This is a genomic window from Sulfurospirillum sp. hDNRA2, assembly GCF_024206095.2.
Classification (GTDB): domain Bacteria; phylum Campylobacterota; class Campylobacteria; order Campylobacterales; family Sulfurospirillaceae; genus Sulfurospirillum.
The window spans coordinates 1,637,347-1,661,802 of record NZ_CP159800.1 but is presented as its reverse complement, the minus strand read 5'-3'; the positions used below and the strand labels follow the sequence as shown (position 1 = coordinate 1,661,802).

Genomic DNA, 24,456 nt, shown 5'->3' with positions numbered 1-24,456 from the left:
GGTGATTTTGTTACAAGGAGTAGTAGTGGCTCAAGAGATTAGTCATATCAAGGTCGGCGAGGTTGCCGTTCCCGTGGTATTTGAAAAAGATACGACCTTACCGATAGCATCCGTTCAGATCGTGGTTCAAAACGCCGGAAGTATGGAAGATAAAGAGCATGAGGGAATTGCAAAGTTTTTAGCGGCGATGCTCGGCGAGGGAACCAAAGAGATGGGAGCAACCGCGTTTGCCGAAGAGCTTGAGTTTCGCGCGATCTCTTTAGATGCACATGCAGGCGTTGAAACGCTGGTATTTGAAGTTTCATCGCTCAAAGAGCAGTTCCCTTATGCGCTTGAGATGTTGGGGAAATTGGTCAAAAGTCCTAATTTTTCCAAAGAGAGTTTCGAAAAAATCAAACTTTTAACGTTGGGAATGCTCTCCAATAAAGAGAGCGACTTTGATTATATCGCCAATCTCAACCTTCAAAAATTGATTTTTAAAGAGACGCCTTTTGCGCATCCGTATAGCGGAGAAGTGAAAAGCATCAAAGCCTTAAAACTTAAAGACGTTGAGGCGTTCTATAAAGAACGTGTCAGCTTACAAAACTTGATTATCGTTGCGGGCGGCGACATCGAACTTGAGGAGCTTAAAACGATGTTGCTTCCCGTGTTAAACGAATTTAAGCACGGACATATCAAGGCGATGCCGTATTTTGACGCGAATAAAGACGCCAAAGAGCAGATCGTCTACAAAGAGAGCGAGCAGGCTTATATCTATTTCGGGGCGCCTTTTTACATGAAAAGCGGTGATTCGGAAGCGTACAAAGCCAAAGTCGCGAGCTTTATTTTGGGTGAGAGCGGTTTTGGAAGCCGTTTGATGGAAGAGGTACGCGTGAAGCGAGGATTGGCATATTCGAGTTACAGTAGAAGCAGTATCGGCAAATCGCATAGCAGTTTTACCGGTCATCTTCAAACGAAGAACGAAAACCTTGAAGAGGCAAAAAAGATCGTCGCACAAGAGATCAAACGTTTTGTCGAACAAGGAGCGACGCAAGAAGAACTCGACCAAGCCAAACGTTTTTTACTCGGTTCCGAGCCGCTTCGTAACGAAACGCTTTCGCAAAGACTCTCCCGCGCTTTTTTTGAGTATTACAACGGTTACGAGCAAGGACACTCCAAGCAACAGCTCGAAAAAATAGAAAAATTGACGCTTCCCGAGTTAAACGCGTTTATCAAAAAACATGACGAAATTACCGCGTTAAGCTTTTCGGTCGTAACCAAACGTGAAAAACATTGAATGCGATCCTCTCGATAAGGAACGTTTCAAAAAATTAGGAGTAGGAACGCTTTTAGATTTAGCGCTTCTGCTTCCCTCTGCCTATGAAAATACCTATCTTTCTCCTTCGCCTCTGCTGGATCGCGTCAATACCGTCTTCGTAAAAATAACGGCTCTTACGCAAACGCCCAAAGTGCTTCAGATCCGTTTTTTTTGCGAAGCGTGGCAGATGCATTTTGACGGTGTTATTTTTGCGCTCAAGCCTTATCATAAAGCGGTGTTTAAGCGAGGCGGCGAACTTTTTGTCAGCGGCAAGTTGAGTTACAACGGCGGAAGGTGGCAGATGATACAACCGCAAGTCGTTACGCAGGTCAATACGCTGACATGTAAGTATAAAACGCCGCTTCAAAGCAAAACCGTGAGCACATTGATGGCGCGTTACGTCAGTGAAAAAACCTTGCTCGAAGAAGGCTTACATGTCAAAGAGGCGCACACGCTTTTAAGCCTTCATTTTCCTACGCCCCAAGAAGCGGCGGCATTGTCGAACGCCTATACGCACGAGACGATTTCCTGTCTCAAATTCGTCGAAATTTTCAATTATCTTCGAAAGCTTTCCGTTAAAAAAACGACCTTTCCTTCGTGTGCAAAACTGATCGGCGACGAAAAAGCGTTTATCGCAACTTTGCCCTTTCGTTTAACGCACGACCAGCAAAAAGTCATTGCGGAGATTAAGCACGATTTTCAAAGTGAAAATGCCGCCAAACGCGTTATTATGGGCGACGTCGGTTGCGGTAAGACGATGGTCATTTTGGCGTCCGTGATGATGGCATACCCGCAAAAGACCGTTTTAATGGCACCGACAAGCGTCTTGGCGACGCAATTGTTTGAAGAGGCAAAACGTTTTTTACCCTTACATGTTAAGACGCTTTTGGTCACGCAAGAGTCCGATACGAAAGAAGATTTGGCGCAGTTTGACTTTTTAGTCGGTACGCATGCGCTTTTGTATAAAGAATTGCCGAGGTGCGCATTGGTGATGGTCGATGAACAGCACCGTTTCGGTACCAAACAACGAGCCTTGCTTTCGGCTTTAGTCTCTTCCAAAGGAACGTGGTATCCGCATTATTTACAGTTTTCGGCAACGCCGATTCCCCGAACGCTTAGTATGATACAATCATCATTGGTCGATTTTTCGTTTATTAAAACCTTGCCGTTTCCCAAAGACATCACGACGTATGTGATCGCAAAAGCAAATTTTAAAATGCTTTTGGAGCATATTCGTCGTGAAATTGAAGCAAGAAGACAGTGCATTATCGTCTATCCGCTGGTGGAAGAGAGCGAAGCGATCCACTATCAGTCGATCGACGAAGGGCGCGGTTTTTGGGAAAAACACTTTGAGGGCGTTTTTGTCACGCACGGAAAAGACAAACACAAAGAGAGTATTTTAAAAACGTTTAAAGAAGAGGGCAATTTGCTCATCTCGACGACCGTCGTGGAAGTGGGCATTTCGCTTCCGAGGCTTTCGACTATCGTGATCGTCGGTGCCGAGCGTTTAGGGCTGGCAAGTTTGCATCAACTACGAGGTCGCGTGAGTCGTAACGGGCTTAAAGGGTATTGCTTTTTATACACTAATACGCCACAAAACGAACGTTTGGAAAAATTCAGCCGTACGTTGGACGGTTTTGAGATTGCCGAGCTAGACTTAGCGTATCGTCAAGGCGGAGACGTCGTAGAAGGCGTGATTCAAAGCGGTAAGAAGTTGGTGTGGTTTGAGATGGGAAGCGATGAAGCGATCTTGAAAGAGGCGCAAAACCGATTGGCGATGCAACGTTAAAAAAACTCGAAAAAAGATAAAAAAGTCCAAGCCGAGGAAGTCTCGGCTTGGGTCTAGAGGTTAATAAAGACCGAATCGTCCGTCGGTTTTTTTATACATCACGCGGAATTTGTCTTCCATATCGTGGAAAACGAGGAATTGTTTATCGGAAGCTTTAAGCTCGTTCATCGCGTCTTCTACCTCAATCGGTTTGTAGCTGTCTAAACGCATCGGAACGATTTCGTCGTCGCTTCCTTCTTGATTTTCGACGACAAGAGGAGCTTCTTCAACCGCTTTATAGTTGGTAATTTTATCATGGTGGCGACGAAGCACTTTTTTAGCGCGCTCAATCGCAAGATCGACCGCCGCATAAACGTCTTTGTCTTTTTGTTGGATAACGATCGTATTTTTATGTGCCATGTTGATCGCAAATTCAACGTTAAAGCCTTTTTTACCGTTTTTTTCATCGGCTGCGATCACCGTACGCACGGAGATAATATCCAAATTGTATTTGCCAAGAGCATCAACCGCTCCTTCGATATAAGCCTTAATCGGCTCGGTCAAATCAAATTGTTTACCTACGATACTCGTGTTCATCTTGTCTCCTTTTCCTTCCCGCACGGTGCGGGTTTATGAGGTCAGTATAACAAATGCAACCTTAAATGAAAAGGAGTTTTTGAGCTGAAATTACGGCTTTTGGATCGTGCGGCGATGCAAGCGAATCGGCTCGGTGGAGATGTTGTTTCCGGGCGTTGTTTCGACGACGGTATCGATAATGACGGTGACATTGGAGTCGGTGGTTGCTAGGGCATTATCGCCTAAGATATTGCATGCCAAAGGAAGCCCGTTACCGATGTAATAAATCGTAGCATTGATATCAAAAAGAGCATTGACTCCGGCCTGGGGGTATTGTGCATTCACTGTGTTAATGCATCCATTTGTTGCGTTGATTTCATGAGCGCTGATGGCCAAAAGCGCAAATTCGGTTCCGCTTTGAAGTAAAAGTTCGGCTTGTTCTCTAAGATAGAGATCGCTGGTTTGTTTGGTAGAAAACGTTGAAAAAGAGAGGGATAATGCCGCAATAGTAGCAATTAAAACGATAAAGATAATGGCGGTAATCAGTGTAAACCCTCTTTTCATTAGTAAATCACCTTTTCTTTGCATGCGCTAAAGTCAAAATTACTGGCAATACTTTGGTTGGCATCATGAATGCAGAGTTTGATACGAATACTATCGCCGTCTTGTCGAATACGAAACGTACTGACATGCTCGGCAAGTACCGTCGGTGTACCGTTTGGCGTATAGGTTTCGCCTTCCCACGGTTGATAATTGTAATAAAGCGTCAGATTAAAATCATCGGCAGCTCCTACGGGTGCGAGAGCATAAGCACTATGGGCGAGGTAGTATTGTTCAAAGAGATCTCCATTCCCATCACCGTCTAAATCGCCTAATCCATTAGGAGTACTAAACGTTGAGACATTATTACAATTAAATGCTTGACATGTAATTCTATTAGTGAACGTTGGGGTTGGAGGATAGTAATTGGCAAATGTTCCTATTTTTGTTCCTTTAAAAATAATGGCAGGAAATTTCACTGCCGTTCCATCCATCGCAACAGTATTATTTGTTAGTGCTTTGATTGTGTTATTAGCAAAATCGAGTCGGCTTCCAGGCGTTTCAAGTGTTTGTGCTAAAAAGGCGGTTTTTGGATTATCAAGATCGATTAAGCCGCTCCATCCCGGAACGACGGAAGTTCCGTTATGTTCACCCAAAAAACTTTCATTGCTGATCCCGATCCACTCGATTGTGTCGTATCCTGCTATCGCATTTGGTAGTGCTCGCCACGAGGCACCGTTATCGTTGCTTGCTCTTACGCTATCTTTGATGCGATATTGTAGACGCTTGGCAACTTGCTCGAGCGTAATTTCGGTTTGACTCTGTAGGCGATTGATCGCGCGCGTTCGCAAATAATTTTCATACATTTTCGTGATAATCTCGGCTCCGATACTTGCAATAATACCGAAAACCACGATGACCATCACTAACTCTATCAACGTAAAAGCGGAGCGTTTTTTCATTGGTACGGCCTTGATGGAAGAAGCATGGATTCTCCGATGTTACATGTAAAGGCACGTAACGTTATATTTTGGTCGCCGCCCGATACGGTAACGGATATTGTCTTAATATTGGTAACGGTCACATTATTATCGGGATTCAAAGTAAATACAACGGGTGAGACGTTATAGGTAGCACTGTCTGCCGCATAAGTGATGCTTGTGCTAAGGTTTAAATCGAAAATATAATCGAGCGTACCGGCTCCTTCCGCAGAGGCACTAATGTTGATCGCATCTGCGTCAAAATCGTCGATATCGGTAAAATTCCCACCGTCACCCGCATCAGCACCGATAGCACTTGCCGATGCGCCCGTGGCAGAGCATTTACGCCGAGAATCGGCATTGACGTGACCAAGACGGCGAAATGTCGTCCCATTACAATTAAGTTCCGTATCCGGGCTACTGGTAGCAAGGACAAAAGAACGTGACGCTGTTGAATCGTAACTATTGTGATCCCACTCATACGTGAGGATATTGCCTATTTTTGCCTTTGCCGCTAAAATCGCTTCTTGTTGCATTGCAAAAGCATCGTTTCGTTGAACTTGCGTGAGAATAAGAGGCAAACTCATCACGGCAATCCCCATAATGACGATTGTAAAGACAAGCTCAATAAGCGACATAGCAGAACGCATTACCATTCCATCCTGCGGTTGGTACGTGTTGAAGTGTTTAAATCAACGGTTCTTCCCAACTTTCCTTCTCCAGCCCAATTCCCCGAACGTGTAAATTCTACGTTAAAATCGTTAGTGGTTGCTGCTGCATTGAACGGATTATAAAGAAGCCAAGAAGAAGGTGTCATTCGAATACGATCTGTATAGGGAGCGTTGGCATTGGTAAGCGAATGAGCTGTCGTATCAAATCCGTTATTAATGGTGCTTGTTGTTGGATTGGAAATCGCCGTTGCTTTTGTGCCTACCGTAGCGGAATCAAAATCGGTAACGTTACCGTCAGAAGTTACATGTAAAGGATTTTGATACCAATTAAGTGATGTCGGGCTTTGTGCTCCCGTAATATTCAGATCGGTTTTATTACAATCTTTACAATACACTTCATAGCGAATAGTTGTATTGATAGGACTAGGACCGCGATAATCGGTTGAATAAACACGTCCGTAATAAAAAAGAGAACTTTGATTCAAATCTTTAGAACCTTTGGTTAAGTTTTCGTCTGTTACATTAATGTCTCTTAGCGTCAATAAAAAAGGATTTGTCGGTATTGTCATATTACGGTCAAAGTTGATTTTAAAAGAAAGTGTAGCTTTCCCTTTAGTCGTTGTTCCAAAAATAGCATCGGGTATAGGAGTCATAGCAGTACCCAATTGTAACGTAGCATTAATATCTGACAGGCCTGTTGTTGAGGTATTCGTCTCAAAATATCTTATTTTAGTATAGGCATTTGGGGGAGAAAACGTGAGTTTATTATAATTAATAGTATAGTACGTTCCCTCAGCATAGCAACCGCTATTATAATTTTGGGTCGTCACATTGTTTTCTCTTTGTGCTGTTATATTCAAATCTAGAATCAGTGACATATTCGTATCGTTAGATACATAAGTAAAGCCGTTACCGCCATTGGTAATGGTACCGCTTACTCCAAAATGATCCGGTGTGTAAGACCAATTTTGATCATATGGGGTAATGTAACGTTGTGTATCGGAAGTATCGTTGGCATCGACTAGAGCAAATTCTAAGCCGGAATTTTCTTTGACTTTAATATTCAATTTATCAACTTCACTGTAAGACATATACGGAATATTTTTAATACCGTTTACAAACGTCATAGATGAAACGTTCGTGTCAAATTCTCCGATAAGGCAATCGGGAAGCGTATAAAGTTGAGTAGACGTAAATGGTATTGTTTCATTATAATTTTGAGTATCCACGTCAGATGCATCTTTAGCGTGAAATGTTATATTATAAGCTTTTCCCGCTTTGTAAGGTGTCGATTCATTGACATCAACGGTATATTTATCCGGACGTACGGCAAAAATGTCGGACTCGGCAGTTTTACAAAGGCATCCCTGCGCATTAGGAGTACAGCCCGATTTACATGTAGCACTATTCCCACTTTTTGTCCAACAATCGGTCCATTGCAGACGTGTATCATTGCAGTATTTAAACTGAAATAAGACTTTCTTTTTTGCTGAATTAATGACATTCGAGTTACTTGGCCATTTCGAACTATCAAGGTATAAGTAACCGTTTGAAGTATTTAAATCAGGAGAAGTTCCGTTAATTTGACCGAAATAGTGTAAATTGGTGACAATATCCGATGATGAACCTTTCGTAATTTCTGTTAAAAAAAGACCGGCACTGAGATTTTGGTCTCTACTAATCGCAGTTAATGAATTATCCCATAAAATCAGGTCGTAATCGAGAGAATTTTTGACGATTTTTGTTTTGAGCGCTATATCAATTGCATTTTTTGCTTTACCGTTATAGAGTGTTTGTCCATGTTCTATAACGGTAAAAGGACCTTCCGTCGTATCAAAAGGTGTGTAAAAATCATAATTATCTTCACCCATACACATATAATCGTAATACGAATAAGCATTATTTAAATCATCAAGGTGTCTGACTCTTCCAATGCTATCGAAAAGAAAGTTTAACCATGCGCCGGCAGTATAGTTACCGTTAGGTTCATAATAAGGGTAATTACTTGTGCTTGAAAAATTGTCGCCTGCTCCGGTACGAGAAATAAACCATTCGTCAGTTTTATTAAGATCGGCGGAACCTAAAATTGAAACCCATCCTTTTGCCCCCATCGTGTCTGCATAGGTATATTGGTTTGTATTTGTGAGAGTGTCTGTATTACTGTAGTTTCCCCAACTATAATAATCACGCTTTGTGCCGTCATTAAAACGCGAATAATCGTTTGTAATTGATTTTAGGTTATGCATGGGAGAACCGCTCATCCAGCCAGTATTCTTTGTTGACGTTCCTCCCCATGTTTGTGGAGTGTTCCCTGCATTGGGGAAATATACGCCAAAAGAACCGTACGGCCAAATAACACTATCGTATTCCGTATCTAAGTAGTAATTACTCCCGTTATTAAACATGTTAAATTTTTCATTATTGGTACCGGTATAGTTAATCCATTGAGCCTTTTTATCTAACAAAAATGCGCGTACTCTTTCAAAGGTATATTCATTGTTTGGAACGAAAGGGTACAATCCAAATTTAGAGCAGGTATCGTATTTGTTCACCAAATCGCTTTTTTGATTAGTAACTTTACCATCCATAGCCAATGAGAAAGTCCACACCCAACTTGACGTTGTACCGTTAACATTACTTTGATACCAACAGTAAGCGACAATAGGTCGTTGATCCGATGTAATGTCTGTGGAATTATAGCTTCTACTATGAGAAAAAGGGGAAATCCAATAGTGTCCTTTAACGGTGCTAGCGTCTAAAAAGCTGGTTGGAACGGCTTCTGCCATTGTTTTACAACTTTTTTGTAAAATTTCATTATTTTCATAGACAAGATAGCGGTAATCATCCAGTAACTTAAGTTTCATTTTATTGATATTACAAATCGCTTGATTGTCGTAATCAAGACTATTAATTTTAACATCTTGCCCGTAATATGCCGTTCGTAATTTTGATTGTGTACAGTTTGAGATACTTGTATTGTCCCAGTCGATAGCAAAAGGCGTAGCCGTCAAGTTAATATTACTAAATGACGAACCCATGGTTTGAAAGGTTCCCACGGTTTGTGGAGATCTTAGAGACGGGTTTACGATGACATCAAGCGTGTAAGCATTGATTTCAATGGCTTGAAAAGGTACTCCATTATTGGAGGCTTCCGTGTAATAATTCGTACTCCCCAATGTATTACTATTAAAAACAAAATTATTGGAGCTATTTTTATTAGGAAGTGCTATAAAATCGCGATTGTTATAACAAAAAATCTCAATCGATTTATTGATATCGTTAAAAGGATTGACCACATGAAAGCCGTCGGAAAGTGCGTTCGTACCGCAGTATCCCATATCATCGTTAATAATTGTTCCTGTGGCCGTACCTGTGGAAATATAAGCATTGGTTGCATTTGATAAATTGACCGTAAATGTTTCGTTATTTTCTAAGAATGTATCGCCTTTAATAGGTACGGAGATAATTTTTGTTGTATTCCCGTCTGCCGTGAACGTTAATGTTCCACTTGTTGCATTATAGTCACTTCCTACCGTTGCCGTTCCGTCGGATGTCGTATATTGAACGGAAGCATTAGCAGCTTCTGAAATGGTAACTGTAAAATTCATATTGCTATAACTTGAGTTGTTTTCTGTTAAGTTGGCATTGGCAATTGTTAAAGAAGGAGGTGTGAGAAGGTTTGAGGATGGAACAATAGTTCGTTTTTTAATAGATTGATTATTCTTCCAAGCAAAACGGGCATAGGCACCTCCACCATATTCTATAAAACGAATTTCTATAGGATAAGTACCGGCAGCCAAAGTATTGGTAGTAAAGTTTTTATAAGTTGTATCTCCTCCCGTCCAAGTTCCATCACTATAATATTGTGTTCCATTAATAGAAACACTTATAAAATCATCATATGCAACATAAAAAGTATAAGTTGCTGTTTCTGGAATAATGATATAGCCTGTCCATACAACACTAAAATTATCAGAATTTACGGAAGCATTAGGGCTTCCATCCCCCCAGTTAGAATTGATAGTAGAATCTATTTTGGTAAGTACTACAGGTGCTGTATAGGTATTGTTATTATAATATTTTCCTAATAAACCATTTTCTGCATATAACTGAGAAGTCATAAGAAACAGAAAAAAGTAAAGCAAAATATTATTTTTTTTCATACATCACCTCTGACATAATCTTTACATGTAAAAGCCAAAACGCATCAAATGCGTCACGTTCTACTCAGATTTCTCTTTATTCAAATACCGAGCGATTCCTTCCATCAAACCGAATTCCGGATATTTGTTGGCGTCTAAGACCACTTGTGCCATTGCGCCGTTATCGACGTTAAAAACCAACGGGGCTAAAAAGTTTATCGTAGAGGCTTCAATGGGCGTGGCGATAATCATAATATTGAGGATAAGAATGTTTGATTTTTCGTTAATATCGAGGAGTGTTCTAAAATATTCGGGGATTTCAAATTCGTAAGGTCTCAGCATAAAGGGGTTGATAAGCGTGAATGTTGTCGTATCGGACTTTGAAATAAATTTAACGAAGAATTCGTCGATTTTTTCAAGTTCCACTTCTTGAATCGATTCAAACCCTAAAAGAGGCATTTTAAGACTAAAAACCATACAATTCCTTTTGAAAAATAGTTATTTTGATTTATTGTAGCATTTTGTTGGTTAAATGGCTCTCATTTTTGCTGAAAAAAGAAAATTAATCCGTTATATAGTAAGATAACGAAAAAACGGGTACAATAAGATTTTTACTGTAACGAAAAGGATAGAATGAATGAAGATAGCAAATATGCTTGTCGCCGCGTCGTTAGTCGCTTTTATCAGCGGATGTGCTTCCAAGGATAAGGAAGTTTTTAACATGCCCGCAACGTATTGGTATGAACAGATTGCCAAAGAGATCAAAGCGCAAGATCTCGAAAAAGCTGACGGATTTTATACGTCGCTCGCGAGTGAACATATCGAATCGCCGCTTTTGCCTGAAGCGATGATGATGCTTGCCAACGCTCACATGCAAGACGAGGAATACGTTTTAGCAAACTTTTATCTTGACGAGTATCTAAAACGTTACGGTAGCCGTGAAAATGCCGATCATGTCCGTTTTATGAAGATTAAAGCCAATTATGAATCGTTCCCCAATCCCAATCGCAATCAGCAACTTTTGATGGATACGATTGCGCAAACCAAAGAGTTCCTTAGTAAATACCCCAACTCTAAATTTCGTCCTTTAGCGGAAACGATTTTAGTGCGTTTGGAATTAGGCGAGTACTTTTTAAACGAAAATATCAAAAACCTTTACACACGTGTCGATAAACCCGAAGCGGCAAAAATCTACGAAGATAAGATCACTAACTCTTCTTTAGGAAAAGCACAAATGATTGAGCCGAATATGCCGTGGTATCGCTCATGGTTTGAAAAATAGACTTTTTATTTACTTCTTTACTCTATAATCTAATAGGCACATAAAAGCTCAACTTTTATGTGCTACTTTGTAAAATACTATAAACGTTACATTAAATTTATACGGAGTGATAAACGATGAAGATCACCGATTATACCGCATTTCCTGCGGATATCCCGATTGTTGTCGAGGATAATTTATTCTTATACCCATTTATGATCTCACCGCTCTTCTTAGCCGATGAAGAGAATATACGAGCCGCTAACGAAGCGTTAGAACACAACTCTTTGGTCATGGTCTGTACGGCCAAAGTCGGAGGGGAACAAGGACGAGATTTTAATGCAATTTATCCTGCGGGCGTGATAGGCTCTATCATGCGCAAAGTCGAATTACCCGACGGTCGCGTCAAAATTTTATTTCAAGGGATGCAAAAAGGCAAAATTTTAAAAGAATTAGGCTCTATGCCGCTTCGCGCGACAATCGATCTGATTCAAACGCACCGATCCGAAGCGATGAAAGTCGAAGCGGCACTATCGGTTTTACGCGAGAAAATTACGCAACTTTCGTCTTTAAGCGGTCAATTTCCTCCGGATTTGCTCAAAACCGTTGAAGAAAACAGTGACGTTAATCGTATTATCGATTTGATCGCAAGTACGATGAAGCTTAAAAAAGAACAAGCCTATAAACTTTTTGTCGAAGCCGACGATGAAGTCAGACTTTTACAAATTATCGATTACGTGATTGAAGAGATCGAGTCGAGTCGTTTGAAAAAAGAGATCAAAACCAAAGTTCATTCGCAAATCGAGAAAGTCAATAAAGAGTATTTTCTCAAAGAACAGCTTAAACAGATCCAAAAAGAGCTAGGTACGGACAATCAGCGCGAAGAAGAGATCGAGGAATACCGTAAAAAACTCGAAGCAAAAAAAGAGTATATGGAAGAAGATGCCTACAAAGAGATCAAAAAGCAGATCGATAAGCTCGCTCGAATGCATCCGGATTCTGCCGATGCAAATTTGATTCAAAGCTATCTTGACTGGGTTATTGAAATTCCTTTTGGCAAAGCGGCTAAGAAAAACCTTGACGTGCTTGAGGTTAAAGCGCAACTGGATAAAGACCATTATTCGCTTGATAAGCCTAAAGAGCGTATCGAAGAGTTTTTTGCCGTACGCGAACTTTTAGCCAAACGCGGTATCGCCGACAAATCGGCAAACGGTGCGATTTTATGTTTTGCAGGCCCTCCGGGCGTGGGTAAAACCTCTTTAGCCAATTCAATAGCAAAAGCACTTAAACGCAAACTTGTTCGTATCGCTTTAGGCGGTTTGGAAGACGTTAACGAACTTCGAGGGCACAGACGTACGTATATCGGAGCAATGCCAGGACGCATCGTTCAAGGCATTATTGAAGCCGAAGAGATGAATCCCGTCGTCGTTTTAGACGAGATCGATAAAGTCGCCCGTAGTTACAGGGGCGATCCGACGGCGGTACTTTTAGAAGTGTTGGATCCCGAACAAAACAATAAATTTAGAGATTACTACCTCAATTTTAATATCGATTTGAGTAAGGTTATTTTTATTGCGACGGCGAATGAAGTGGGCTCTATTCCCGCACCGCTTCGCGATCGTATGGAGTTTATCTTTGTGAATTCTTATACACCGCAAGAAAAATACGAAATCGCTAAAAAATACTTAATTCCTCAGGAATTGAAAAAACACGGACTTAAAAATAACGAAGTGGCGATTTCGAAAGCAACTTTGCAACTGATTATTTCCAATTATACGAGGGAATCGGGAGTACGTAATTTACGTCGCCGTATCGCCGACATTTTGCGTAAAGTTGCCAAACATCTTTTAATGGATCCTAAATTAGAAAAAGTCAGCATTACCAACAGTAACCTCAAAGAGTATCTTCCTAAAACGGTTTTCGAAATCGACGAGGTCGATAAGGAAAATAGCATAGGAATCGTCAACGGACTTGCATGGACGAGTGTCGGAGGCGACGTATTGAAAGTTGAAGCCATTCGCATTCAAGGTAAAGGCGGCATACAAATTACGGGGTCACTGGGCGATGTGATGAAGGAATCGGCCAAAATTGCGTTGAGCGTCGTCAAAGTTTTGATCGACAACGGCAAAATCAGTGTGCCGCTTTCTATTATTCCGACGACGGGCTTGGACAAAGAAGAAAATGCCAAAACCGTCGAGCCTAGCGACGTATACCGACGTTACGATCTGCATATTCACGTGCCTGAAGGCGCAACGCCCAAAGACGGTCCGAGTGCGGGTATAACGATGGCAACGGCGATTGCGTCCATTCTCTGCGACAAAAAAGTCAAAAGCGACATTGCGATGACGGGCGAGATAACCCTGAGCGGTAAAGTGTTGCCGATCGGCGGGCTTAAAGAAAAATTGATTGCGGCGTATAAAGCAAAAATCAAAACGGCATTGATACCGAAGAAAAATTACGAGAAAGATCTCGAGGAAATTCCGGACGAGGTAAAAGAAAAAATGACGATTATCCCGGTCAGTAAGATCGAAGAAGTGTTGGAGTACGCGCTCGTAAAATAACACAAAACGTAAGGTTTGGAAGCGCGTTCCAAACCTTACATGTAAGCTTTATTGTTGCAATTGCTCAAAAGGCACGGCCACGACTTTTTTCGTGTCGATGATGTATGGGATAACCGCCGTCGCACGAGCGCGTTTGATCGCAAGTTCGACCATCTCTTGGTGACGTTTGCAGTTACCGGTTAAACGGCGAGGCATAATTTTGTATCTCTCGGAAAGTGAGTGTCTCAAAATTTTTGCATCTTTATAGTCAACGTATTCTATTTTTGCTTCACAATATTTGCAGTATTTACGTGCAAATTTTCTTTTCTCTGCCATCTTTTTATCCTTCTTTATTTACTAAAACGGTATTTCGTCATCGTTAATATCGATGCTCGGAATATCATGACCACTCATTTCGGGAGCTGATTGTCTTGGTGCGCCGGTCGGTTTTTGGCTGGGGTTATAACCGACGTTTGGCATAGAACCGCTTGTCGGATCACCGTAACTTCCGCCCATATCGCTTTCGTTTTGTCCGCGAGAATCAATCATCTGAAGTGTTTCGACCGTGATGGAGTGTTTTGAGCGTTTAACGCCTTGTTGATCCGTCCACTGATCGAGTTTCAAACGACCTTCCACCAATACTTTTTTGCCGCGGCTTAGGTATTGATTGGCGATTTCCGCCGTGCGTCCAAAGAAAGTGATATCGATAAAGCAAACCTCTTCACCTTGGCTACCGTCTTGTTTTTTGAAGCGACGGTTAGTCGCAAGTCCCGTTGTGCATACGGCACCTCCGTTTGGCAGGTAGCGAAGTTCGCAATCGCGCGTGAGATTACCAAGCATAATCACTCTATTGAACATCGTGGCTCCTTATTTAAGCTTCAGTCGTAACAGTATCTTCTACAATCTCTTTAGTCTCTACAACAGCGGGCGCATCACTTTTTTTCGTGATTTTTTCCACTTGTTTGTTCCAGAAACGAAGTTCTTTTTGATTTTCAAATTTTACGGTCATAAAGCGGATAAACTCTTCCGTAATACGGATAAGTCTTTCAACTTCTGCAATCGCAGCCGTTGGGGCAGTAAAGTAGAATACAACGTATGTACCGCGCTCAAATTTATCGATTTGATACGCAAGTTTGCGGGTACCCATATCAAGTGTGGCAGCGATAACCGCGCCGTTTTTTTCTAAAATTTCTTTTAGAAAGCCTAGTTTTGCTTGTAGTTCTTCTACGGTTAGCGTAGGTTTAACTACGACAAGCAACTCATAATGTCGCATAATGTCTCCTTATGGATTTCACCCAAATAATATCTATTTGAGTAAGGATTTTTAGAATAGACGCGGATTATACTATAAAAAACTTTGAAATTTTATTAAGGTAGAGAGCAGATAACTGCTTTTTTGAATATTACCGGCTTTTTTGAGTCGGTATTCGGCATCGGTTAAAAGCGTTAAGAGCCGTTGGTAGGTTGCCAAGTCGATTTTAATGGAAAGTTTAGAGCGTTCGGCGGCGAGTTGCGGCGGAAGAGGGTAACCTAAAATCGCTTTGGCGTCAAACGTGCCGTGAAGTTTGATGTAGGCGTGAAATAAAAAGAGTTGCGAAATATGCGTTTGCAGAGCATTGACGATACGAATTTCTTCAATGCCGTCGCCTTCGACAAGACGTAAAAACTCCTCTTTAATATCTTTTTTTTCCAATAACTTACCCATAAAACGGTCCATAGAAACCGCTCCGAGACCGTAAACGTGCGTATGAATATCGGCGGTTTGAATCTCTTTTCCCAGAACAAGCAGTTTTTCGCACTCGTTAACGCACAACGCTAAATCTTCCGCATGCAAAACGTACAATTCTCCCAAAGCGTAACGATCGATCGTGAGCCCGATAGCGTTTGCATGTTGGGCTAGAAGCGATACGGCTTCGTTATAGTCGGCTTTGAAGAGACGAACGAAAAATTTGTCGAAAGCTTTGGTCATCGGCGTTGCTTTTTTATCTTCACCGAAATATTGGTAAATAAAATAGCTAGAATCGTTTTTCGTACACAGCTCGACTAAGGTTGAAAGTTCTTTTGCGGGAAGCGGCTTATCGGTTTTAAGGATTAAAATATTGCGATCACCGAAAAGCGAGGCTTGCGAAAGAAAATTTTTTGCCGAACCGAAATGGTATTCGTCGTAATACATCATGAGTTTTTCTTCGCCGGATGCATTTAAAAGTTCCAACAGAGCACGGGTTAAAAGATTGTTTTGGTAAGCGCATGCGCCGTAAAAAAGCGTTGCTTTGGGAACCTTTTTGGTTTTTAAAAGATTTTCAAACTCTCTTTTATACATCAAAGCTCCTCGTAACGCGTGCATAAATCCTTGCCGTAGCGATGTTGCTCTCGACGATTTTAATCTCAACGCGTTGTAAAAGATGCACGTCATCATCCAACAAAAAGATGCGAGCACCCTTGATCGTATCGTCCAACTTCGCAATCGCGTTTTGCTCGGTTTCAACGACGATCGCTTTAAAATTTTCGCCGACATGTAAGGCCATATAGCGTGCAAATTTACGGTCCATATAATCCCAAGCGACTTTGTCGCTTTCACGCTCGAGAAGGCTAATTTGTTCGCATAAAGGCGCGATGTCTTTGCGCAAAAATGCCAATTTTTTATCGTCGTGTGAGGTTTTGGCTTTCAAAAGGCGGTGCAACGTCAAGTCGCTGTAACGACGAATCGGTGAAGTGAAATGGGTGTACATGTCAAATCCGAGTCCGAAATGCCCTTTGTTTTCCGGTTCGTAAATGGCTTTCTTTTGGCTTTTGATAATGAGTTTATCGACTTCGTCGCGAAGGTTCAGCGTATCGGCTTTTTGTTGAATCTCTCGAATCATTTGCGGCAGGTCCGAGCGGAGCTTCACGTTGATACCGATCAGCGCCAAATCGCTCAAAAGTGCTTCCATGCGTTCATAAGAAGGACTTTCATGCGTTCTAAAAATACCGAATCCCAATTTTTTCGCGGCGGCTTTGTTGGCAAGAAGCATACAATCTTCGATCAGTCCGTGAGAAGGAGTCTCTTCTTCGATGCTCGTCGAAATCAGATTTTGGTTTTCATCGACGCGCATTCGAATTTCCGAAGCACGAAACGAAAAGGATTTTTCCAAGCGTATGGTACGCAATTTTTTCGTCAAAGCGTTCAGTTCAAAAAGGTACGCCAAAATAGGTTGATCCGTTGCGTCGGCATCGCTAAGATCGCCTTTTAAAAACAGATCGATTGTCTCGTACGTATAACGTTTTTGTGAATGAATGACGCTTTCGAATAACGCTTCTTCGATCGGTTCACATGTCAGCGGGTCGAGCGTTATTTTAAACGTATAAGCGAGTCGATCGACGTTTGGTTTGAGCGAACAGATATTTTCGCTTAAAGCGCGCGGTAGCATCGGAATCGCTTTATGCGGAAAATAGATCGAAAAACCGCGAACGAGAGCTTCTTTATCGATATAACCCATAGCATGTACGTATTCGCTTACATCGGCGATAGCAACGTATAAAACGTGGTTTTGCACGTCAAAATAGATAGCGTCGTCAAAATCTTTGGCATCCACGGGATCAATCGTGCAAAAGGGTAGATGCGTTAAATCGACGCGATGTGCATAGTAGCTTTTGTCGACAAAATCGCCGTGGCTTTTGGCTTCGGCTTCGGCTTCCGGGCTGAAAAACTCTTTTTTATCGAAAAGAGCCAATGAAATCTTCTCATCGACGCTTGGATCGTCTAAAACGCCTAGCACTTCTTCGATCGTATTGGACGTATTGTCGATTTTGAGGACGGTTCCAAGCGGTAATTGTTTAAGCGATTTTTGACTGGCGATTATCTCGAAGAGTGCTTCGTTTTTCACGTTGGCACCGACAACTTTGCCTTTGCTCATTTTGGTGTAGACGATGCTTTTGCTAAAGGCGCGTTGCGCGATGTAAACGACCACGGCTTTAGGACGCGAACTTCGTTTATTTGCGACGCGTTTAACGACGACCAGATCGCCTCTCATCGCACCGTGCAAGCTTGAGGATTCAATGAGAATATCTTTGGCACTTGTCGGCTCTAAGGAGCTTAAAAAACCGGTTCCGTTAAATGCAACGTCGAGTTTTCCGACTTTGTAAGAAGATTCTAACATGTAAAGATCGTTTTTTTGAACCAAAGCGCGTAGTTGAAGCAGTGCTTGAAAATGAGGTAAAAAAGCGGAAGGCACATCGTTTCGTGCCACTCCGCGACTCAAACTTAGAAGAAAATCTCTCACTGTATGAATTGCTCGTACGTTTCGAGAAACGGTTCTTTTTGAAGACGGTACTCTTCCAACAGCACCAAAGCATTTTGAATTGATGCATCGCTTAGCTGGGCAAAAATATTAACGGCGGTTTGTACGACATGTAAGGCACGTGCGCACACTTTAATATGTTCGGGAGCTTTTTCGGGCGTACGCGAATATTGAATCGCTTCGACAAGTTCGCTTTCCAAATTCCATTGTTCAAAAATCTTAGCAGTAATCTCTTCGTTGGAAAATCCGACGTACTCTTTTTCCAAAGCATCCAAGGCATCTAAGGTCGTAACGTTTAAAAGTGCTTCTTGAAAAGCCTGTTCTTTGCGACGTTCGATCAATTCATGTGCAATAATAATCTTTCCGACTTCCATCATAAAAGACGCGGGTTGGAGAATGTCGAGTAGGGATTTATCGACTTTAGAGTACCACTTGAACATGAACATACTTTGCAAAGTACTGATATCGAGGAAGATATTGTTATTGATGTTGTAAGGTTCTAAATTAATTTTAATATTTTGTTTGATCGCACTTGAAAGCGCAAAACCCCGAACCGTCGCCATGCCGAACAAAGAGACCGCATGGGCAATGTTCTTAATTTCTCGGCTAAAACCGTACAACGGCGAATTGGATGATTTGAGAATATTGGCGGTTAACATCGGATCGCTCTCGACGACTTGTACCAAATCGGAAAGAGAACTGTTTTTATCAACGCAAATGCGCTGGATTTTCAACACGGTATCGTCAAGCGGCGGTAGAGCCTTGATTTTTTTTAAAATATTTTCGTCCATAACCGATCCTGCATAAAGAATGTTATACGTCACATTCTATCTCGTCTTGCTTTATAGTTTCCTTTTAGATGGTGTTGTAAAGTTTTTAAGTAACACTTCTGTAAAATGCGTGAAATTTATACGACAAGGATCTGTTATGGCAATTACCGTCTATTATGACAAAGATTGTGATTTAAGCATTATTCGCTCAAAAAAAGTAGCGATGATCGGATTTGGCTCTCAAGGACATGCACATGCGGAAAATCTTCGCGACAGCGGCGTAGAAGTCGTCGTCGGTCTTCGCAAAGAAGGCAGTTCATGGGCGAAAGCGGAAGCAAAAGGATTTAACGTGATGAGCGTTGCCGAAGCGACGAAATATGCCGACGTGATTATGATTTTGTTACCGGACGAGATGCAAAGCGACGTTTTTGCTGCGGAAATCAAACCCAACCTAAGTGCCGGTAAAGCGATTGCATTCGGACACGGTTTTAACATCCACTACGGTCAAATTATCACTCCTAAAGGCGTCGATTGCATTATGATCGCTCCTAAAGCACCCGGTCATACGGTTCGAAGCGAGTTTGTAAACGGTGGTGGTATTCCTGATCTTATCGCAGTCGATCAAGATGCAACAGGTTCTGCAAAAGCCCTTGCGCTAAGCTATGCTTCAGCTATCGGCGGCGGTCGTACGGGTATTATTGAGACAACGTTTAAAGACGAAACGGAGACCGATCTTTTCGGTGAGCAAGCGGTTCTTTGTGGTGGTGTGACATCTTTAGTAGAAGCGGGTTTCCAAACGTTGGTTGAAGCAGGTTACGAGCCTGAGATGGCATACTTTGAGTGTTTACACGAACTTAAACTCATCGTAGATTTGATGTACCAAGGCGGTATTGCCGATATGCGTTACTCTATCTCTAACACCGCAGAGTATGGTGATTATGTGAGTGGAAAACGTGTGATCAACGCTGAATCAAAAGCAGCGATGAAAGAGATCTTGGCGGAGATCCAAGACGGTCGTTTTGCCAAAGATTTTATTCTTGAGCGAAAAGCTGGATACACCCGCATGAACGCAGAGCGCGCTAAAACAGAGAGAAGCCTCCTTAACAAAACAGGTGAGAAACTCAGAGCGATGATGCCTTGGATTACTTCTAAAAAAATCATCAACAAAGACAAAAACTAACGTTTCGGTTCTTTCACAATGCGATGGCGAAAGAACCGAAAATAACACGAAAAGTGTGTGGGTTTTCTAGCAAAGAAAACCCGCTTTTTAACGTCATGTCGGGTGTTTTACTCTCAACAACGGCGTAAAGAGTTCGAGGAACTCTATCTTGATTTATTCAAAGAGGTTACATGGGTATAGTTATTACCGTAACGTCGGGTAAAGGCGGGGTCGGCAAATCCACCACTACCGCCAATCTTGCCGTCGGACTTGCAAATTTGGGCAAAAAAGTGGTTGCTATCGACTTTGATATCGGGCTTAGAAATCTTGACATGATTTTGGGGCTTGAAAATCGTATCGTCTATGACGTCGTCGATGTTATGGAAGGGCGATGTAACCTTGCGCAAGCGTTGATCAACGATAAAAAATCGAAAACGCTTTATTTTTTACCCGCAAGCCAAACCAAAGATAAAGATATTTTAAATAAAGATAAAGTCAAAGCGTTGATCGAAAATCTCAAAGAGAGTTTTGATATCGTGATGATCGATTCGCCTGCGGGTATTGAAAGCGGGTTTGAACACTCGATTTTTTTAGCCGACCGTGCATTAATCGTTTCGACGCCCGATGTCAGTTCTGTTCGCGATGCCGATAGGGTTATCGGTATTATCGATGCGAAAAGTGAAAAAGCTACCAATGGACAAGAGGTCGAAAAACACATTATCATCAATCGTATCAAACCTGAAATGGTCGATGCGGGTAATATGCTAAGCGTCGAAGACGTTTTAAGTATTTTAGCGCTCCCGTTGATCGGTATCGTCCCCGACGATGAAGATATTATTACCTCCACCAACACGGGTTCACCTATTGTCAATAAAGACAAATCCCTCTCTGCCGAAGCTTATCGCAATATAGCCCGTCGTATTTTGGGCGAAGATGTGGAATTTTTGGATATTCGTGCAAAGAAAGGAATTCTTGCAACGTTGAAAGGAATCTTTAAATGAGTTTCTTGGATAGTTTTTTCGGTCGTAACAAAAACAGTGCCGATGTCGCCAAAAACCGTTTGAAGATTATGCTTGCCCATGAAAGGGCGAGCTGCAAACTTCCCTATATGGACGACTTGCGCAACGATTTGATTGCGGTTATTCGTAAATATACCAAAGTTGAAGACGTGAAAATTACCTCGCAGACAAATCAAAATCTTGAGTTATTAGAGGTCGAAGTTATTCTTGGAAAGTAGTGTGTAAGCAGTGATGGTAAAGAAAAATAAAGAAAAGAGTTCCAATAACGTTGCCTCTTCGCCTAAAGAAGTTCGTTCGCGTACATTGAAACGATACAGTCTGATAGTAATGTTGATCATGACCGTTATGATCCTCTCCTTCGGAGTTTACGTCTATATGACGACTTCGTATGCGCATTATCAAACGGTGCAAAAGCAAAACAGTGCTTCTAGCGAAGAGTTGATGCGTAAAATGAAACAGATGCTTGACGATGAAAAAACGCGTTTGGCGTCTCTGGCTACGCCTCCTCCTGCTCTTGAAGAAACCAACGTGAGCCGATCCGAAGAACTCCCGATGCCTCCGGAACAGAAACTAGAACAAAATGCTTCCGTAGAGACTCTTGAACACAATGTAACGACACCTTTGCATAAAGAAGAAGAGCCTAAAACGCCGATTCTTTCCGAAGCTCAAGACTACGAGCAAAACGTCAAAGCCGCTAAAACGACGAAACACTCCGAAGTGATGCGAAAAACGTATCCTGCCGGAACGACGCCGCGTTTAGCGATTATTATCGACGACGTATCGTTTCCGTGGCAAACGCGCTTGATTAAAGAAATTCCCTATAAAGTGACGCCTTCTTTCTTCCCTCCGACCAAAGGACATCCCGAAACCGTGCGCCTCTCGTACGAGTTTGAGTTTGCGATGATTCACCTTCCGATGGAGTCGAAAAACTATTCGTCTCCGGAACCGGATACCTTAACGACGCTCGATTCGAGTGATGTAATAGAAAAGCGTATTAGCCGTATTAAAGCATGGTTCCCGCATATCAAATACTACAATAACCATACGGGCGGAACGTATACCGCCGATTACAACGCGATGGATCGTTTGATTAAAGTGATGAAAGCACGCGATTTACTCTTTGTCGATAGCCGAACGATCGGTAATTCGAAAGTCGGTGCGGTATGCAAAAAATACGATATGTTTTGTTACTCCAGAGACGTATTCTTGGATAACAGTTTGGATAAAAGTGCGATTCGAACGCAACTCAAAGAAGCGGTTACGAAAGCAAAGAGAAACGGATACGCTATTGCGATCGGGCATCCGCATAAAAGTACGTTAGAGGTTCTGAAAGATTCGAGTGATCTTTTAGAAGGTTTGGATTTGGTCTATCTCAAAGATTTATGATGATTCAAACGATAGACTTTCATATCACGGAATGCGAAGCGATGAAAGTCTATCCCAAGAGCCTTTTTTACGTCGGCAATACCTCTTTGTTACGTCAACGAAAAATTTCGATCGTCGGTACGAGACACCCGTTCGCCTATACTAAGACGATGACGCATACGCTTGCTTCAAAACTTGCGAACGCGGGTGCGTGCATCGTGAGCGGAGGGGCGCAAGGCGTCGATGCAACCGCACATTGGGGTGCCGGTTTCGATAAAACGATTATGGTTGCCGGAACGGGTTTGGATATTCGCTATCCTTCGATCAATCGTAAAATGATTGAAACGATCGAATCTCAAGGATTGGTTTTGAGCCAATTTGAAGCGGGTGCTCCTTCTTTAAAATGGGCATTCCCCCAACGAAACGAATTGATCGTTGCATTAGGCGAAGCGTTAATCGTAGCACAAGCCGATCGCAAAAGCGGAACGATGCACAGCATTCACTATGCGCTTCAAATGCAAAAGCCCATTTTTGTTTTTCCGCATCGCTTGGGCGAGAGCGAAGCGACGAATGATTTACTACGTCAAGGGCTAGCGACGCCGATTTTAGATATTGATGCTTTTGTCGAAAATTTAGGGTTTACGACGTCTACATGTCAAGACGATTTTTTACGTTATTGCGAAACGCAACCGTTATACCACGAAGCGGTTGAAAAATTTGCCGATCGAATTTTCGAGTATGAATGTTTAGGAAAAATCAAAGTTGAAAACGGACGCATTATTCGCATTTAAAGGATACAACGATGGGATTTGAGTGGATTATCGCTTTTTTGGTTTTAGGTGCCGTTGTCGGCTTTATGGCGGGATTATTGGGCATCGGCGGCGGAGGTATTATGGTTCCGGCACTAACGACAATTTTTCTGGCACAAGGCGTTGCGGTCGAACAAGTCGTCCATATGGCGTTAGGCACGTCAATGGCGTCTATCGTAATGACGTCGTTTGCCAGTATGCGGGCGCACCATAAGCGAGGCGCGGTTCAATGGAGTATCGTTAAAATTATGGCTCCCGGCGTCGTTATCGGTACGTTTGGAGCGACGTTTTTAGCGGCGTCTATGAAATCGGCGCAACTGGCGATCTTTTTTGCGGTTTTTATGGCGTATGTTTCGATTCAAATGGCCGTGGATAAAAAGCCGAAGCCTTCGCAACAAATCGTCGGGAACCAAGGGCTTTTCGGCGGCGGTTTGTTTATCGGTATCGTCTCGGCACTCGTTTCGATCGGCGGCGGTTCGTTAACGGTACCGTTTTTGGTTTGGCAGAACGTCGATCTTAAAAAAGCGATTGCGACTTCGGCGGCGATAGGCTTTCCTCTATCGATTGCAGGTACGATCGGTTACATGTTAAACGGGATTTTGCAAGAAGGCAGTGCCGGTTTGCAATTGGGCTACGTTTACCTTCCTGCCGTCGTTCTCATCTCGCTCGTGAGTTTTTTTACGGCTCCGTGGGGTGCCAAAATGGCGCATAATCTTCCGGTTTCGAAATTGAAAAAGATTTTTGCGCTTTTGTTGATGGCGTTGAGTATCAAAATGTTGAGTTCGGTTTTATAAAGGCAAAACAATGGCGATAGAACAGGTAAGGGCTTATTTTCAAACGTACGGTTTGGAAAAAAAGATTATCGAATTCGACGTTTCGAGCGCAACCGTCGAGCTGGCGGCACGTGCATTGGGTTGTGAGCCTAAACAGATTGCTAAAACGCTTTCGTTTTACGACGAACGAGGCGGTGCGTTGTTGATCGTTGCCGCGGGAGATGCGAAAGTCGACAATCAAAAGTTTAAAGAACGTTTTGCGATCAAAGCGAAAATGCTGAAAGCCCAAGAGGTTGAACCTTTGGTCGGACATGCCATCGGAGGCGTTTGTCCTTTCGGTATTCGCGAAAACGTACGCGTTTTTTTAGATGTGTCTTTGCAACGGTTTGATAGGGTGTATCCCGCTGCCGGAAGTGCCAACAGTGCGATTGCTTTAGATATTCCTTCGTTACAAACGTATGCACGCTCTTGCGGTTGGGTCGACGTCTGTAAAGCATGGCAGGAGTGAT

General features: G+C 42.4%; 23 protein-coding genes. 11 read left to right on the top strand and 12 right to left on the bottom strand.

Features of this window, described 5'->3' with window-relative positions; all coding sequences use genetic code 11:
* Positions 1-25: 25 nt before the first annotated feature.
* Both NL930_RS08355 and recG read left to right on the top strand, forming a co-directional pair.
* Positions 26-1,276 carry a pitrilysin family protein gene (locus tag NL930_RS08355; protein ID WP_353681570.1) on the top strand — a complete coding sequence of 417 codons (1,251 nt, stop codon included), beginning with the start codon at positions 26-28 and terminating at the stop codon, positions 1,274-1,276.
* On the top strand, positions 1,263-3,086 hold the full coding sequence (recG, locus tag NL930_RS08350) for an ATP-dependent DNA helicase RecG (RefSeq protein ID WP_254376344.1): 1,824 nt from the start codon (positions 1,263-1,265) through the stop codon (positions 3,084-3,086). The genes NL930_RS08355 and recG overlap by 14 nt, the downstream gene beginning before the upstream one ends.
* Positions 3,087-3,146: 60 nt before the next feature.
* On the opposite strand, the gene hpf is transcribed toward recG, so the two are convergent.
* The 6 genes from hpf to fliW all read right to left on the bottom strand — a co-directional run bounded on the left by hpf (position 3,147) and on the right by fliW (position 10,451).
* Entirely contained in the window at positions 3,147-3,662 is a 516-nt protein-coding gene (gene hpf / locus NL930_RS08345) for a ribosome hibernation-promoting factor, HPF/YfiA family (protein WP_039675186.1), read from the bottom strand.
* A 90-nt stretch (positions 3,663-3,752) separates the two neighbouring features.
* Positions 3,753-4,205, bottom strand: coding sequence for a type II secretion system protein (locus tag NL930_RS08340; RefSeq protein ID WP_039675184.1), 453 nt, complete (start codon positions 4,203-4,205; stop codon positions 3,753-3,755).
* Positions 4,205-5,143: a type II secretion system protein gene (locus tag NL930_RS08335; RefSeq protein ID WP_254376343.1), complete on the bottom strand. Its 939-nt coding sequence runs from the start codon at positions 5,141-5,143 to the stop codon at positions 4,205-4,207. The genes NL930_RS08340 and NL930_RS08335 overlap by 1 nt, the downstream gene beginning before the upstream one ends.
* Positions 5,140-5,811, bottom strand: a complete 672-nt coding sequence (locus NL930_RS08330; protein ID WP_254376342.1) for a type II secretion system protein — start codon at positions 5,809-5,811, stop codon at positions 5,140-5,142. The genes NL930_RS08335 and NL930_RS08330 overlap by 4 nt, the downstream gene beginning before the upstream one ends.
* On the bottom strand, positions 5,811-9,995 hold the full coding sequence (locus tag NL930_RS08325) for a PA14 domain-containing protein (protein WP_254376341.1): 4,185 nt from the start codon (positions 9,993-9,995) through the stop codon (positions 5,811-5,813). Before NL930_RS08325 ends, NL930_RS08330 begins: the two co-directional genes overlap by 1 nt.
* Before the next feature lie 60 nt (positions 9,996-10,055).
* Entirely contained in the window at positions 10,056-10,451 is a 396-nt protein-coding gene (fliW, locus tag NL930_RS08320; protein WP_041962548.1) for a flagellar assembly protein FliW, read from the bottom strand.
* 160 nt (positions 10,452-10,611) lie between these two features.
* Here fliW and NL930_RS08315 point away from each other — a divergent pair, with 160 nt between their 5' ends.
* Positions 10,612-11,256 carry an outer membrane protein assembly factor BamD gene (locus NL930_RS08315; protein WP_254376340.1) on the top strand — a complete coding sequence of 215 codons (645 nt, stop codon included), beginning with the start codon at positions 10,612-10,614 and terminating at the stop codon, positions 11,254-11,256.
* Positions 11,257-11,372: 116 nt separating this feature from the next.
* Entirely contained in the window at positions 11,373-13,796 is a 2,424-nt protein-coding gene (gene lon, locus NL930_RS08310) for an endopeptidase La (RefSeq protein ID WP_254376339.1), read from the top strand.
* 48 nt (positions 13,797-13,844) lie between these two features.
* Here the strand turns inward: lon and rpsR are convergent, their stop codons facing one another.
* The 6 genes from rpsR to NL930_RS08280 all read right to left on the bottom strand — a co-directional run bounded on the left by rpsR (position 13,845) and on the right by NL930_RS08280 (position 18,843).
* Positions 13,845-14,111, bottom strand: a complete 267-nt coding sequence (gene rpsR / locus NL930_RS08305; RefSeq protein ID WP_039675171.1) for a 30S ribosomal protein S18 — start codon at positions 14,109-14,111, stop codon at positions 13,845-13,847.
* Positions 14,112-14,132: 21 nt separating this feature from the next.
* Positions 14,133-14,633 (bottom strand): single-stranded DNA-binding protein, encoded by a 501-nt coding sequence (locus tag NL930_RS08300; protein ID WP_041962545.1) that lies wholly within the window; start codon positions 14,631-14,633, stop codon positions 14,133-14,135.
* 13 nt (positions 14,634-14,646) lie between these two features.
* Entirely contained in the window at positions 14,647-15,048 is a 402-nt protein-coding gene (rpsF, locus tag NL930_RS08295) for a 30S ribosomal protein S6 (protein WP_039675167.1), read from the bottom strand.
* Positions 15,049-15,120: 72 nt separating this feature from the next.
* Positions 15,121-16,095, bottom strand: coding sequence for a DNA polymerase III subunit delta (gene holA, locus NL930_RS08290; RefSeq protein WP_254376338.1), 975 nt, complete (start codon positions 16,093-16,095; stop codon positions 15,121-15,123).
* Positions 16,088-18,034, bottom strand: a complete 1,947-nt coding sequence (locus NL930_RS08285) for an RNB domain-containing ribonuclease (RefSeq protein WP_254376337.1) — start codon at positions 18,032-18,034, stop codon at positions 16,088-16,090. Before NL930_RS08285 ends, holA begins: the two co-directional genes overlap by 8 nt.
* On the bottom strand, positions 18,031-18,843 hold the full coding sequence (locus tag NL930_RS08280; RefSeq protein ID WP_060826209.1) for an HDOD domain-containing protein: 813 nt from the start codon (positions 18,841-18,843) through the stop codon (positions 18,031-18,033). Before NL930_RS08280 ends, NL930_RS08285 begins: the two co-directional genes overlap by 4 nt.
* A 136-nt stretch (positions 18,844-18,979) precedes the next feature.
* Here NL930_RS08280 and ilvC point away from each other — a divergent pair, with 136 nt between their 5' ends.
* From ilvC to NL930_RS08245, 7 genes are all read left to right on the top strand, one after another.
* Positions 18,980-20,002 carry a ketol-acid reductoisomerase gene (gene ilvC, locus NL930_RS08275; protein WP_254376336.1) on the top strand — a complete coding sequence of 341 codons (1,023 nt, stop codon included), beginning with the start codon at positions 18,980-18,982 and terminating at the stop codon, positions 20,000-20,002.
* A gap of 170 nt (positions 20,003-20,172) precedes the next feature.
* Positions 20,173-20,982, top strand: a complete 810-nt coding sequence (gene minD, locus NL930_RS08270) for a septum site-determining protein MinD (protein ID WP_039675158.1) — start codon at positions 20,173-20,175, stop codon at positions 20,980-20,982.
* Positions 20,979-21,218: a cell division topological specificity factor MinE gene (gene minE / locus NL930_RS08265; RefSeq protein ID WP_039675156.1), complete on the top strand. Its 240-nt coding sequence runs from the start codon at positions 20,979-20,981 to the stop codon at positions 21,216-21,218. Before minD ends, minE begins: the two co-directional genes overlap by 4 nt.
* Before the next feature lie 13 nt (positions 21,219-21,231).
* Positions 21,232-22,386, top strand: coding sequence for a divergent polysaccharide deacetylase family protein (locus NL930_RS08260; RefSeq protein ID WP_039675154.1), 1,155 nt, complete (start codon positions 21,232-21,234; stop codon positions 22,384-22,386).
* On the top strand, positions 22,386-23,156 hold the full coding sequence (locus tag NL930_RS08255; RefSeq protein ID WP_254376335.1) for a DNA-processing protein DprA: 771 nt from the start codon (positions 22,386-22,388) through the stop codon (positions 23,154-23,156). The genes NL930_RS08260 and NL930_RS08255 overlap by 1 nt, the downstream gene beginning before the upstream one ends.
* 11 nt (positions 23,157-23,167) lie before the next feature.
* Positions 23,168-23,968 (top strand): sulfite exporter TauE/SafE family protein, encoded by an 801-nt coding sequence (locus NL930_RS08250; RefSeq protein ID WP_060826206.1) that lies wholly within the window; start codon positions 23,168-23,170, stop codon positions 23,966-23,968.
* Positions 23,969-23,978: 10 nt separating this feature from the next.
* Complete coding sequence (locus NL930_RS08245) at positions 23,979-24,455, top strand: YbaK/EbsC family protein (protein ID WP_254376334.1); 477 nt, start codon at positions 23,979-23,981, stop codon at positions 24,453-24,455.
* Position 24,456 lies beyond the last annotated feature (1 nt).

Coding starts and splice junctions, on each gene's coding strand:
- NL930_RS08340 (WP_039675184.1), bottom strand. CDS start 4,205: ATGAAAAGAGGGTTTACACTGATTACCGCCATTATCTTTATCGTTTTA.
- NL930_RS08260 (WP_039675154.1), top strand. CDS start 21,232: ATGGTAAAGAAAAATAAAGAAAAGAGTTCCAATAACGTTGCCTCTTCG.
- rpsF (WP_039675167.1), bottom strand. CDS start 15,048: ATGCGACATTATGAGTTGCTTGTCGTAGTTAAACCTACGCTAACCGTA.
- rpsR (WP_039675171.1), bottom strand. CDS start 14,111: ATGGCAGAGAAAAGAAAATTTGCACGTAAATACTGCAAATATTGTGAA.
- NL930_RS08300 (WP_041962545.1), bottom strand. CDS start 14,633: ATGTTCAATAGAGTGATTATGCTTGGTAATCTCACGCGCGATTGCGAA.
- lon (WP_254376339.1), top strand. CDS start 11,373: ATGAAGATCACCGATTATACCGCATTTCCTGCGGATATCCCGATTGTT.
- holA (WP_254376338.1), bottom strand. CDS start 16,095: ATGTATAAAAGAGAGTTTGAAAATCTTTTAAAAACCAAAAAGGTTCCC.
- NL930_RS08335 (WP_254376343.1), bottom strand. CDS start 5,143: ATGAAAAAACGCTCCGCTTTTACGTTGATAGAGTTAGTGATGGTCATC.
- NL930_RS08250 (WP_060826206.1), top strand. CDS start 23,168: ATGGGATTTGAGTGGATTATCGCTTTTTTGGTTTTAGGTGCCGTTGTC.
- NL930_RS08255 (WP_254376335.1), top strand. CDS start 22,386: ATGATTCAAACGATAGACTTTCATATCACGGAATGCGAAGCGATGAAA.
- ilvC (WP_254376336.1), top strand. CDS start 18,980: ATGGCAATTACCGTCTATTATGACAAAGATTGTGATTTAAGCATTATT.
- NL930_RS08325 (WP_254376341.1), bottom strand. CDS start 9,995: ATGAAAAAAAATAATATTTTGCTTTACTTTTTTCTGTTTCTTATGACT.
- NL930_RS08280 (WP_060826209.1), bottom strand. CDS start 18,843: ATGGACGAAAATATTTTAAAAAAAATCAAGGCTCTACCGCCGCTTGAC.
- NL930_RS08330 (WP_254376342.1), bottom strand. CDS start 5,811: ATGCGTTCTGCTATGTCGCTTATTGAGCTTGTCTTTACAATCGTCATT.
- hpf (WP_039675186.1), bottom strand. CDS start 3,662: ATGAACACGAGTATCGTAGGTAAACAATTTGATTTGACCGAGCCGATT.
- minE (WP_039675156.1), top strand. CDS start 20,979: ATGAGTTTCTTGGATAGTTTTTTCGGTCGTAACAAAAACAGTGCCGAT.
- NL930_RS08245 (WP_254376334.1), top strand. CDS start 23,979: ATGGCGATAGAACAGGTAAGGGCTTATTTTCAAACGTACGGTTTGGAA.
- fliW (WP_041962548.1), bottom strand. CDS start 10,451: ATGGTTTTTAGTCTTAAAATGCCTCTTTTAGGGTTTGAATCGATTCAA.
- minD (WP_039675158.1), top strand. CDS start 20,173: ATGGGTATAGTTATTACCGTAACGTCGGGTAAAGGCGGGGTCGGCAAA.
- NL930_RS08315 (WP_254376340.1), top strand. CDS start 10,612: ATGAAGATAGCAAATATGCTTGTCGCCGCGTCGTTAGTCGCTTTTATC.